This is a genomic window from Cellulomonas sp. Marseille-Q8402 (assembly GCF_965119525.1).
The window spans coordinates 693,402-705,124 of sequence record NZ_CBCPLX010000002.1 but is presented as its reverse complement, the minus strand read 5'-3'; the positions used below and the strand labels follow the sequence as shown (position 1 = coordinate 705,124).

Annotated in this window: 12 protein-coding genes; 1 reads left to right on the top strand and 11 read right to left on the bottom strand. The window is 73.9% G+C overall.

Going from position 1 to position 11,723, the window contains the following annotated elements; all coding sequences use genetic code 11:
* Nucleotides 1-5: 5 nt before the first annotated feature.
* On the bottom strand, nucleotides 6-443 hold the full coding sequence (locus ACWPWW_RS14290) for a MarR family winged helix-turn-helix transcriptional regulator (protein ID WP_454051018.1): 438 nt from the start codon (nucleotides 441-443) through the stop codon (nucleotides 6-8).
* A 644-nt stretch (nucleotides 444-1,087) separates the two neighbouring features.
* On the opposite strand from ACWPWW_RS14290, the gene ACWPWW_RS14285 reads away from it, so the two are divergent.
* Nucleotides 1,088-1,240 (top strand): hypothetical protein, encoded by a 153-nt coding sequence (locus tag ACWPWW_RS14285; RefSeq protein ID WP_454051017.1) that lies wholly within the window; start codon nucleotides 1,088-1,090, stop codon nucleotides 1,238-1,240.
* A 748-nt stretch (nucleotides 1,241-1,988) separates the two neighbouring features.
* Here the strand turns inward: ACWPWW_RS14285 and ACWPWW_RS14280 are convergent.
* From ACWPWW_RS14280 to chvE, 10 genes are all read right to left on the bottom strand, one after another.
* Entirely contained in the window at nucleotides 1,989-3,314 is a 1,326-nt protein-coding gene (locus ACWPWW_RS14280) for a UDP-glucose dehydrogenase family protein (protein WP_454051016.1), read from the bottom strand.
* Nucleotides 3,315-3,392: 78 nt separating this feature from the next.
* A complete protein-coding gene (locus ACWPWW_RS14275) occupies nucleotides 3,393-4,877 on the bottom strand; it encodes an NCS2 family permease (RefSeq protein ID WP_454051015.1) in 1,485 nt (494 codons plus the stop codon).
* 122 nt (nucleotides 4,878-4,999) lie between these two features.
* Nucleotides 5,000-5,488 (bottom strand): hypothetical protein, encoded by a 489-nt coding sequence (locus tag ACWPWW_RS14270; protein WP_454051014.1) that lies wholly within the window; start codon nucleotides 5,486-5,488, stop codon nucleotides 5,000-5,002.
* Nucleotides 5,485-5,847 (bottom strand): response regulator, encoded by a 363-nt coding sequence (locus ACWPWW_RS14265; RefSeq protein ID WP_454051830.1) that lies wholly within the window; start codon nucleotides 5,845-5,847, stop codon nucleotides 5,485-5,487. Before ACWPWW_RS14265 ends, ACWPWW_RS14270 begins: the two co-directional genes overlap by 4 nt.
* A 73-nt stretch (nucleotides 5,848-5,920) precedes the next feature.
* Entirely contained in the window at nucleotides 5,921-6,376 is a 456-nt protein-coding gene (locus tag ACWPWW_RS14260) for a chemotaxis protein CheX (RefSeq protein ID WP_454051013.1), read from the bottom strand.
* Nucleotides 6,373-6,756, bottom strand: coding sequence for a response regulator (locus tag ACWPWW_RS14255; protein ID WP_454051012.1), 384 nt, complete (start codon nucleotides 6,754-6,756; stop codon nucleotides 6,373-6,375). The genes ACWPWW_RS14260 and ACWPWW_RS14255 overlap by 4 nt, the downstream gene beginning before the upstream one ends.
* On the bottom strand, nucleotides 6,753-7,739 hold the full coding sequence (locus ACWPWW_RS14250; RefSeq protein ID WP_454051011.1) for a CheR family methyltransferase: 987 nt from the start codon (nucleotides 7,737-7,739) through the stop codon (nucleotides 6,753-6,755). The genes ACWPWW_RS14255 and ACWPWW_RS14250 overlap by 4 nt, the downstream gene beginning before the upstream one ends.
* Nucleotides 7,736-8,920 carry a protein-glutamate methylesterase/protein-glutamine glutaminase gene (locus ACWPWW_RS14245; RefSeq protein ID WP_454051010.1) on the bottom strand — a complete coding sequence of 395 codons (1,185 nt, stop codon included), beginning with the start codon at nucleotides 8,918-8,920 and terminating at the stop codon, nucleotides 7,736-7,738. The genes ACWPWW_RS14250 and ACWPWW_RS14245 overlap by 4 nt, the downstream gene beginning before the upstream one ends.
* A 105-nt stretch (nucleotides 8,921-9,025) precedes the next feature.
* Entirely contained in the window at nucleotides 9,026-10,633 is a 1,608-nt protein-coding gene (locus tag ACWPWW_RS14240; RefSeq protein WP_454051009.1) for a methyl-accepting chemotaxis protein, read from the bottom strand.
* Nucleotides 10,633-11,616: a multiple monosaccharide ABC transporter substrate-binding protein gene (gene chvE, locus ACWPWW_RS14235; protein WP_454051008.1), complete on the bottom strand. Its 984-nt coding sequence runs from the start codon at nucleotides 11,614-11,616 to the stop codon at nucleotides 10,633-10,635. The genes ACWPWW_RS14240 and chvE overlap by 1 nt, the downstream gene beginning before the upstream one ends.
* Between the last annotated feature and the right edge of the window lie 107 nt (nucleotides 11,617-11,723).

Here is an 11,723-nt window from a genome sequence, read left to right as displayed (position 1 = left end):
CGGCCTCATCCTGCCGCGATCCGGCGCAGCAGCACGGCGGCCTGCGCGAGAGTCTGGCGTTCGTCGGTGGTGAGCAGGGCGAGCTGGCCGGCGAGCCACGCGTCGCGGCGGCGGCGGGTCTCGCGGACCTCGGCCTCCCCCGCGGCGGTCAGGCTCACGACGACCTGCCGCCCGTCGGTGGGGTGCTCCGACTTCTGCACGAAGCCGAGCGCCACCAGGGCGTTCACGGTGCGGGTCATGGAGGGCGGCTGCACGTGCTCGGCGTCCGCGAGCGCCCCCGGGCTCAGCGGCCCCTCGCGCAGCAGGATCGCCAGCACGTTGAACTGCGGGTCGGGCAGGTCCGCGGCACCGCGCCGGGACCGGATCCGCCGCGTCGACTTCGCGAGCGCCACGCGCAGCTCGGAGGCGAGCGTCGGCTCCACGGCCAGGGCTAGGTCCGTCACGATCCTTACCTTAACTCATTACCTCCGCTAACCACCTCCCGCGCCCGCGAGCTCCCCGCGCCGCTCCTCGCGCCCGGCAGCGCCGAGACTGCTCCGGTTGCGTGGTTCCGCCGCGGTGAACCCCACAACGCGCGCACTCTCGGTGACACGCGAGCCCATGGGCGCGGCGGAACCACGCAAGGGTGGAGCGGGCCGCGGTGGGGCCCGGGCGGAGCAGGGCGAGGCGCGGGGGCGGCCGGGCGAGGCGCGGGGGGCGGCCGGGCGAGGCGCGGGGGCGGCCGGGCGAGGCCCGGGGCGGCGCGGCGAGGCGCGGGGGTGGCGGGCGTGGGGATGTCCACAGGGGCGGTAGGTGTGCTGCGTCCCCAGGGTCGCGGCCCCGGGTCGTCCGACACGGGGGCGCGTGCTCGACCGTGGCGGGATGCCCCACCTTCGCGGCCCGCTGCCTGCGCACCTCGAGCGCCTCCCGTTCACCGTCGCGGAGGGCCGCGCCGCGGGGCTGACCCCCGCCCGGGCTGCGGCGGTCGTCGCTCCGGGCTCCGGCACACGGAGTGCGCACCAGCGCTCCCGCACCCGGGCCCGACGACGTACCGGCACGATGCCGCGAGGTCCTGCCGGTCCTGCCGCCGGGTGCGGTGTTCTGCCACGTGACCGCGCTGCTCCTGCTGGGGGTGGACCTGCCGCTCGGGCTGGACCCGTCCGATGCGCTGCACGTGCAGACGGGACCCGGCACGGCGTGGCTCCGCCGGGCGGGACTCGTCGGCACTCGAGGTCGACGGCGGCTGTCCCGTCGCGCGTGATCCGGGGTCTCCGGGTCCTGGCTCCGGAGGCTGGTGTGGGCGCAGGCTCGCCACGACCTTGACCGAGCGGGAGGCTCGTGGTGCTCGGTGACGCCCTCACCCGACGCCGCCGCCCGCCCTCGTCCGTGGCGGCGATGCGGGCGACGGTCGACGGGCTCCCGGCCGGGACGCGCGGTGTCCGGCGGCTGCGCGCGGCGCTCGAGCACGTCCGTCCCCGCACCGACTCCCCGATGGAGACGCGGCTGCGGTGGCTGCTCGTGCAGCCGGGCCTCCCCCAGCCGGCAGTGAACGCTGTGGTGCGGACGCCGGGCGGCCGACTGGTCGCGATGCCGGACCTGACCTACCCCGAGCACCGCGTGGCCGTGGAGTACGACGGCGACGTGCACCGCACCGACCGCGCGGTCTGGCGGCGGGACATCGCGCGCCGTCAGGGCCTGGAGGCCCTCGGCTGGCGGGTGGTCACCTCACCGCGGACGACGTCCTCCGCCGCCCCGACCGGGCGGTTGCCTGGGTCCGCCGCGCCCTCGCGCAGTAGCGACCGGCGCCGAGCCTGCGGTAGGCGCGGGGTCGAGTGGTCCGGAACCCCGCGGATGGCGCAGTCTCGGCGGATCCTGCGCGCGGGATGCGAGGAAGAGCGGGGGCGGGGGCGCGGGGTGGTGCGGGTGCGCGGGGCGGGGGCGCGGGGTGGTGCGGGTGCGCGGGGCGGGGCGGGGGCGCGGGGCGAGGCGGGTGCCCGGGGCGCGGCGGGTTACGGGCGGCCGAGGGCTCGGTAGGTCCAGCCGGCGGCGCGCCAGGCGCGGGGGTCGAGGACGTTGCGGCCGTCGAGGATGCGGCGGGTGGCGACGAGCGCGCCGACGGCCTCCGGGTCGAGGGCGCGGTACTCGGGCCACTCGGTGGCGAGCAGCACGACGTCGGCACCGGCGACGGCCTCCTCCGCGGTGGCGGCGAACGCCAGCCCGGGCCAGGCGGCGCGGGCGTTCGGCACGGCCTGCGGGTCGGTGACCACCACGTGCGCGCCCTGCAGCTGCATCTGCGCGGCCACGGACAGCGCGGGCGAGTCGCGGATGTCGTCGGAGTCGGGCTTGAAGGCGGCGCCGAGCACGGCGATGCGCCGGCCGACGATGGAGCCGTCGCAGACCTCGCGGGCCAGGTCGACCATGCGGACGCGGCGGCGCATGTTGATGGCGTCCACCTCGCGCAGGAAGGACAGCGCCTGGTCGACGCCGAGCTCCCCCGCGCGGGCCATGAACGCGCGGATGTCCTTGGGCAGGCAGCCGCCGCCGAACCCGAGGCCGGCGTTGAGGAACCGCCGGCCGATCCGGTCGTCGTACCCGATGGCGTCGGCCAGCCGGGCGACGTCGGCACCGGTCGCCTCGCACAGCTCGGCCATCGCGTTGATGAACGAGATCTTGGTGGCGAGGAACGAGTTCGCCGCGACCTTGACCAGCTGCGCGGTGGCGTAGTCGGTGACCACCAGCGGGGTGCGGTCGGCGAGCGGGGCGGCGTACACCTCGTCGAGGACCGCGCGGGCGGCGGCGCCCTCGGCGGTGGGCTCGCCGTCCTCGTCGGTGGGCAGGCCGTAGACCAGGCGGTCGGGGTGCAGCGTGTCCTCGACGGCGTACCCCTCGCGCAGGAACTCGGGGTTCCACACCAGCGTCGCGCCGGTGGGCGCCAGCCGCGACGCCAGCGCCTCGGCGGTGCCGACGGGCACGGTGGACTTGCCGACGACGAGGTCACCCGGGCGGACGTGCGGCAGCAGCGCCTCGAACGCGCTCTCCACGTAGGACAGGTCGGCGCGGAACTCGCCGTGCTGCTGCGGGGTGCCGACGCACAGGAAGTGCACGGCCGAGCCGGCGGCGTCCGCCATGTCGGCGCTGAAGGCGAGGCGGCCGGTCGCCTGGGTCTCGGCGAGCAGCTCGGGGAGGCCGGGCTCGTAGAACGGGGCGGTGCCGGAGGCGAGCAGCGCGATCTTCGCCCGGTCGACGTCGATGCCGACGACGGTGTGGCCGAGCTTGGCCATGCTCGCGGCGTGCACCGCGCCCAGGTAGCCGCACCCGATGACCGAGACCTGCATGTGTGCTCCTCCTGCGAACGACGACGACCCCGGTCGAACCTACCGAAGGTCGACCGGGGCCCGTCGCACGCAGCAGGATCAGACGCCGAGCAGGTCCTTGATCGGCGCGATCAGGAAGTACACGACGAACAGCGCGCCGGCCACCCACATCAGCGGGTGCACCTGGCGGACCTTGCCCAGCGCCAGCTTGATGACGATGAACGAGATGACGCCCGCGCCGATGCCGACCGTGATCGAGTACGAGAACGGCATGAGCACGATCGTGAGGAACGCCGGCACGGCGACCTCGAAGTTCTTCCAGTCGATGCCCGACACCTGCATGACCATGAGGAAGCCGACGACGACCAGCGCGGGCGTGGCGGCCTCGAACGGCACCATGCCGACCAGCGGCGCGAGGAAGGTCGCGAGCAGGAACGCGATGCCGGTGGTGACCGACGCGAGACCGGTGCGCGCGCCGTCGCCGACGCCGGCGGCGGACTCGACGTACGAGGTGTTGGACGACACGGAGCCCGCACCACCCGCGGCTGCGGCCAGCGAGTCGACGATGAGGATCTGCTTGGTGCGCGGCGGGTTGCCGGCCTTGTCGAGCAGCCCCGCCTCGCCGCCGACGGCGACCATCGTGCCCATCGTGTCGAAGAAGTCGGCGATCATCACCGAGAACACCAGCAGCACGACGGCGACGACGCCGATCTTCTCGATCGAGCCGAACAGCGAGAACTGGCCGAGCAGCGAGAAGTCGGGCGCGGCGACGATCGAGTCGGGCACCGCGGGCACGGCGAGCGACCAGCCGTCGGCGTTGTCCGCGCTGCGGGCGCCGATGTGGAAGATCGCCTCGGCGGCCACGGCCAGCACGGTCGAGGTGATGATCGCGATGAGGATCGCGCCGTGCACCTTGCGGGCCATGAGGACGATCGCGAGGAACAGGCCGATCACGAAGATCAGCAGCGGCCAGGAGCCGAGGGAGCCGCCGATGCCGAGCTCGACCGGCGTCGCCTGGCTGAACGGGATCCGCACGAACCCGGCGTCGAACAGGCCGATGAACGCGATGAACAGGCCGATGCCCACGCTGATGGCCGTCTTGAGCTCGACCGGCACCGCCCGGAACACGGCCTCGCGGAACCCGGTGAGCACGAGCACCAGGATGATCAGGCCCTCGAGCACCACGATGCCCATGGCGTCGGCCCAGGTCATGTCGGGCAGCGTCGCGATGGAGTAGGTGACGACCGCGTTCAGACCGAGGCCCGCGGCGAGCGCCAGCGGGAAGTTGGCGACGACGCCCATGAGGATCGACATCACGCCGGCGACCAGCGCGGTGGTGGCGGCGATCATCGGGATGTTCGGCTCGCTGCCGCCCCCGAGGAAGCTGCCGGTGCCGTCCTGCACGGTGCCGATGATCAGCGGGTTCAGCACGATGATGTAGCTCATCGTGAAGAAGGTGACGAGGCCGCCACGGATCTCGGTGCCGACGGTCGAGCCGCGCTCGGAGATCTTGAAGAACCGGTCGACGGCGTTCTTCGGTGCCGTGGGCGCCGGCGCGGACGCCCCCGTGGAGGTGGTGGACATGGGGGGAAGTGTGGCAGACGGGTGGGTACCCGGTCGTCGCCGTCCGGGAAAGGTTCACACCCCGGAAACACGCGGCGGCCCGGCTCCCCGAGGGGTGCCGGGCCGCCGCCGCGCGGGACGCCTCAGATGACCAGGACCGACGCGGTGCCCTTGCCGTAGCCGGACACCTCGACCTCCAGGTCGAGCCGCCGCACGTAGGCCAGGACCCACTGCGCGACGTCGGCGGGCAGCGGCTCGCGCGGGGCGTACCACTGGTCGAGCTTGAGGTGCGGGGCGTCGCCGACGTTGAACAGCGCGGCGGTGACGTTGAGGATCTCCCCCGCGTTCTCGGCGAGCGCCGGCGGCAGCTGCTCCTCCTCGGCGGCGAGCTTCGCCGTCGCGGCGGGCACCAGCGCGATGGACGCACCCAGGTGGGCGGCCAGCGGCAGGTCGAACAGCACCAGCGCCGACAGCTTCATCAGCTTGTCGACGTAGACGCCGACCAGCGCGCCGCCGTTGAGCACGGGGTCGACCATCGGGCCGCCCGTGGCCACCTCGACGTCGCGGCCGATGAGGCCCTCCCAGTGCTCGCGGACCTCCTTGGCGGAGGGCAGGGGCGTCGCCTCGCTCATGCGAGCACCGGCTCGATGGCCTCGCGGAACGTGTCCGCCGTGAACGGCTTCGCGATGAGGAACAGCGCGCCGGCCTCGTCGGCCTGGGTGCGCATCTCCTCGGAGCCCTCGGAGGTCACGAACCCGAACGGGGTGCCGAGCCCCTCGGCGCGCAGGGCGCGGAGCAGCTCGATGCCCGTCATGTTCGGCATGTTCCAGTCGGACAGGACGACGTCGGGCTCGTCGGCACGGATCGCCTCCAGCGCCTCGGCGCCGTCGGCCGCCTCGCGGACGTCCCAGTCGTAGCCGGCCTGGCGCAGCGTGCGGATCACGATCTGCCGCATCACCCGGCTGTCGTCGGCGATGAGCACGCGGATCATGCTCGTCACTTCCCTTCGGTGGCGGGTCCCGCGACGGTGGTCGCGGGGGGAACGGGGGTGCTGCCGGCGTGGCTCACTGGAACAGCCAGACCACGACGACGATCGCGCGGCCGCGCCAGTCCAGGCGCAGCTCGTGCGTGAGCGAGGTCCCGGTGACCTCCGGGAGCTCGGTGGCGACCTGCGGCAGCGTCAGCGTGCCCTGCGACGGCAGGAGCGCCTTGACGTTGCCGCCGACCACGTTGGCGACCTCGCCGAACGCGTCGGTGAGGTCCTCGGGGCCGACGGGCTCGTCGGCACCCATCCCGAGCAGGGCCCGGGTGAGCTCGTGCGCGGTCGGGACGTCGGTGCTGACGGCGGCGCGGCCGGCGAGCTCGCCGTGCACGTCCACCCAGGCGACCAGCGGCTCGGCGGGAGCCGGCACCTCGCCCTCCCAGGGGCGCAGGTAGCCGGGCTCGCCGTCGATCATCGCGGCGAACACCTCCTCGGCGATGGCGTACACCTGGTCCTGCTCGACGGCGGCGGCGGTCATACGGTCTCCTCGGCAGGGACGAGCCCGAGCAGGTCGAGCTTGTCGCGGATGGCGTCAGTGGTGAACGGCTTGATCAGGTACTCGTGGGCGCCGGCCGCGAGCGCGCGCACGATCTGGCCGTGCTCGCTCTCGGTGGTGACCATCATCAGCGTGATGTTGCGCCAGGCCGGGTTGGCGCGGACCTTCGTCACGAAGGTCAGGCCGTCCATGACGGGCATGTTCCAGTCGATGCAGGCGAGGTCGACCTCCTCGCCCTGCTCGAGCAGGTCCAGCGCCTGCTGACCGTCGCCGGCCTGGAGCGTGCTGAACCCCAGGTTCTCCAGCGCACCCGCGACGATGCGCCGCATCGTCCGCGAGTCGTCGATGACCAGTGCTCTCATCGCGAAACTCCTTGCTCGAACGCCGGGCCGGCGGGGCGCGTGCGCGCCGTGGTGGGAAGGGTGGTGGTGGGCCGGGCCGTGGCGGGCCGGCCGAAGACGGGGGCTGCGAGGGCAGCGGGGGCGGTCGTCGTGGACGCCACCGGCGCCGTCCGCTGGCTGGGCACGGCGCCGGCGTGCGCGGGCCGGTAGACCGACCCCCGCTCGACGGGCACGCGCTCCCAGTCGCCGTCGACGCCGATGGTCGTCTCCGCGGCCCCGAGCACGAGGAACCCGCCCGGCCGGAGCACGCGGTGCACCCGGGACAGGATCGAACGCTTCGTCTCGAGGTCGAAGTAGATGAGCACGTTGCGCAGGAACACGATGTCGAACGGCCCGGCGGGCGGGGCGTCCAGCAGGTTGTGCTTCTGGAACGTGATCGTGCGGCGCAGCTCGTCCGCGATCTGCCAGTCGTGCCCGTTGCGCTGGAAGTAGCGCACCATCAGGGGCGCGGGCAGGCCGCGGTTGATCTCGAGCTGCGAGTACCGCCCGGAGCGGGCCTGGGCGAGCACCCGGTCGGACAGGTCCGTGGCGGTGATGTCGAACCGCGCGCCGACGCCGAGGACGTCGGCGAGCGTCATCGCGAGCGAGTACGGCTCCTGCCCGGTGGAGCAGGCGGCCGACCAGACCCGGAGCGTGTCCAGGACCGGTCGCTCGGCGCGCAGGGCGGGGACGATGTGCGTCCGCAGCGCGCTGAACGGGGTGTTGTCCCGGAACCACGACGTCTCGTTGGTGGTGAGCGCGTCGACGATCTGCGCCAGGTCCTGCTCGCGGTTCGCGGCGCGCACCGCGCGGACGTAGGCGTCGACACCGGGGTGGCCGGCGTCGCGGGCGAGGGGCAGGAGGCGGCTCTCGACGAGGTACTCCTTGCCGGCCTCCAGCTGGATCGCGCTGCGGCGCCGGACGACGTCGGCGACGAACGCGAAGGTGTCCTGGGTCAGGCTCACGGCCGACCTCCGATCGGGGCTGCGGGACGTCCGGCACGGGCCAGCACGGACTCGAGGGTGGGGGCTACTTCCCCGAGAGGGAGCACGCGGTGGGCGAGCCCGGCGGCAGCGACGGCACCCGGCATCCCCCACACGACGGAGGTCGGCTCGTCCTGCACGAGCACGGTGCCGCCGGCGGCGACGACGTCCTCGCAGCCGGTGCGGCCGTCGGCGCCCATGCCGGTGAGCACCAGGGCGAGCAGCTGCCCCCCGAGCTCGCGGACGGCCGAGCGGAACAGCACGTCGACTGCCGGGCGGCAGAAGTTGACCGGCGGCGCGTCGGTCAGGTGGGTGCGGAGCTGGCCCGCGGACCGGCTGACCTCGAGGTGGTGGTCCCCGGCGGCGATGTACACGGTGCCCGGCTTGAGCACCTCGCCCTCGCTCGCCTCGACGACGGTGGCGGGGCCGAGCCGGTCGAGCCGCGCGGCGAGCTGCCGGGTGAACACCGGCGGCATGTGCTGCACGACGAGCACGGGCACCGGCGGCGGCGCGGACAGCGCGCCGAGCACCTTGGACAGCGCCTCGGGGCCGCCGGTCGACGAGCCGATGATGACGGCGCTGACCGGGTGCGGCGCGGGGGCCGGGCGGGTGACGACGGGGCTGCGGCCGTGGCCGTGCAGCGGCGTGCCGACCGGGCGGGACGCCGCGGGTCCGGGGAGCCCGCCGGGCTGGCCGGCCGTCCGCGCGGGGGCGGCGGGGGCCGCGGCCGCGGCGGGCCCGGAGGAGCCCGCGCGCCGCGGCACCAGCGCCTTGATCTTCGGGATGATCTCGCTCGCGACGCGGTCCAGCGACTCCTGGACGCTGCCGACGTTGGCCGGCTTGGTCACGTAGTCCGTCGCGCCGGCGACGAGGGCGTCCAGCGTGGCCGACGCCCCGCGCTCGGTGAGCGTCGAGAACATGATGATCGGCATGGTGTGCCGGTTGCGGCGCAGCGCCCGCACCGCCTCGATGCCGTTCATCTCCGGCATCTCGATGTCCATCGTCACGAGGTCGGGGGCCAGCTGGTCGACCTTCGCCAGCGCGATCCGCCCGTTGGAGGCGAAGCCCACCACCTCGATGTCGGGGTCGCGCGAGAGCGAGTCCGTCACCAGCCGGCGGATGACGACGGAGTCGTCGACCACCAGCACGCGGATCCTGGTCACGTGAATTCCCCTTACGTGCAGCACCGGCCGCACCGGCCGGGTTCGTGGTTCTGATCGGTCGGTGCGGCCGGTTCCTGAGTGGCCGGGCCCCGTGAGGGGCCGTCGTCAGTAGGTGAAACGCGCGACCCGCTCGTGCAGGTCGCTGGACAGCGTCGCGAGGTCCTCGACCTGGTGCGACACCCCGTCCAGGACGCTCGCGGAGCGCGCTGCCGCGTCCGCCACGCCCGTGATGTTCTGCGCGATCTCACCCGATCCCGTGGCCGCCTCGGCGACCGAGCGGGACATCTCGTTGGTGGTCGCCGTCTGCTCCTCGACCGCGCTGGCGATGGTCAGCTGGTAGTCGTTGATGCTCGCGATGATGTGCGCGATCTCGCCGATGGCGACGACCGCGGCGGTGGTGTCGGACTGGATGGCCTCGACCCGGCGGGCGATGTCCTCGGTGGCGCGCGCGGTCTCCTGCGCGAGCTCCTTGACCTCCCCGGCGACGACGGCGAAGCCCTTGCCGGCCTCCCCCGCGCGGGCCGCCTCGATCGTCGCGTTCAGCGCCAGCAGGTTGGTCTGCTCGGCGATGGTCGTGATGACCTTGACGACGTTGCCGATCTCCTGCGACGAGACGCCGAGGCGGGCGACCTGGTCGTTGGTGTTGGCGGCGACGTCGGTGGCCTGGCTGGCGACCTTGGCGGCCTGCGAGGCGTTCTGCGCGATCTCCCGGATGGAGGCGCCCATCTGCTCGGCGCCGGCGGCGACCGCCTGCACGTTGCGGGACACCTGCTCCGCGGCCGCCGCGACGACCCCGGCCTGGGCGGAGGTCTCCTGCGAGCCGGCCACCACGTCGCCGTTCGACGCGGTGAGGCTGGCGGCGGTGGTCTCGACCGAGCCCGCCGCGGTCACCACGCCGGCGAGCGTGCTGCGCAGCGACGTCTGGGCCTGCGCCAGCGCGTCGGCCATCCGGCCCGTCTCGTCGTGCCACGGCACCTCGGCCGGCACGGTGAGGTCGCCCTCGGCCATCGCCTCGAGCGAGCCCTGCACGCTGCGCACCGCCTGGGTGATCCGGCGGATGACGAGGACGGCGAGCAGCCCGGACAGGGCGGCGCCGACCACGAACGCGATCAGCAGCGTGAGGATCGTGCGGTCCACCTCGGCGCGGCTGTCCGCGAGGATCTGGTCCACCTGGGCGTCGACCTGGCCCTGCGCGAGCGCGAGCGCCCGGCCGGCCCAGTCGGGGTCCGCGGCGGCGTCCGCGCCGAGCGCGACGGCCAGGCCGTCGACGTCGCCCGCGGAGACGAGCGGCAGCAGGGTGGCGTCGCGGTAGGCGACCCACGCGTCCCAGCGGGTCACGAAGTCGGCCCACTGCCGGGTGTCGGACTGCGGGTAGGCGGCGATCCGGTCGATCTGCGCGGCGACGTCGCGGTCGTTCCAGTCCGACGAGGTCAGCAGCTGGGTCCGCACGGTGGCGTCGGACGCCTCGGCCGCGCGGTGCACCAGCAGGTGGCTGCGGGTCTGCGCGGTGCGCAGCTCCGACATCGCCGACTGCAGGTCGCCGGTCAGGCCGGACATCTCCTCGAGGTTCTGCCCGGCGCGGTACAGCGCGACGGCGCCGACGCCGCCCACCAGGGCGAACGTGCCACCCAGGACGAGCAGGGAGACGGCGATCTTCAGGGCGACGGGGCGGTCCCAGAACCAGGACGCGCGCCGCTTCGACGTGGTGGCCATCAGCCCAGCTCCTCCGCGGTGTAGTAGCCGCCGCCCACGAGGACCTGGCGGTAGTTCTGCGCGTCGACGACCATCGGCGCCAGCAGGTACGACGGGACGACCTTCACGCCGTTGTCGTACGAGGTGAGGTCGTTGGTCTCCGGCTCCGCGCCGTCGAGCAGCGCGCGCACCATCGAGACGGCGACCTCGGCCAGCTGGCGGGTGTCCTTGTAGACCGTGCCGTACTGCTCGCCGGCACCGATCGACTTGGCGGACGCGAGCTCGGCGTCCTGGCCGGTGACGACGGGCAGCGGCTGCGCGCCGGAGCCGTAGCCGGCGCCCTTGGCGGCCTCGAGGATCGCGATCGACAGGCCGTCGTAGGGGGACAGCACGCCGTCGAGGCGCTTGTCGCCGTACAGCGGCAGGAGGGTGGCCATCCGCGCCGCGGCGTTCTTCGGGTCCCACGCCTCGGTGGCGATGGTGGTGAAGTCCGTCTCCCCCGACGGCACGACGAGCACGCCGGCGTCGAGGTACGGCTGCAGCACCTGCATCGCGCCGGCGTAGAAGACGGTGGCGTTGTTGTCGTCGGGCGACCCGGCGAACAGCTCCACGTTGTAGGGGCCGACGTCTCCGGTCGGGTCGCCCGCCGCGTCCACGACGCCGAGGCCCTGCAGCAGCTGCGTCGCCTGCTGCACACCCACCCGCGCGTTGTCGAAGGTGGCGTAGTAGTCGACGTCCGGCGACCCGTTGATCAGCCGGTCGTACGCGATCACCGGGATGTCGGCGGCGGCGGCGTCGGCGAGCACGTCCTTGAGGGCCACGCCGTCGATGGAGCCGATGACCAGCGCGTCCGCGCCGTCCGCGACCATCGCCTCGAGCTGCGCCACCTGCGTCGGCACGTCGTTCTCGGCGTACTCCAGGGCCACGTCGTACCCGAGCGCCTCGAGCTGGGCCTGGACGTTCTCGCCGTCCCCGATCCAGCGCTCGGACGTCGTGGTGGGCATGGCCACCCCGACGAGCGGCCGGTCCCCCGACGCCGCCGCCGTGGCTGCCGTCCCGGCGTCCGCGCCCGGCTGTGCCTCGCTGGTGCCGGCCGAGCCGCAACCCGCGA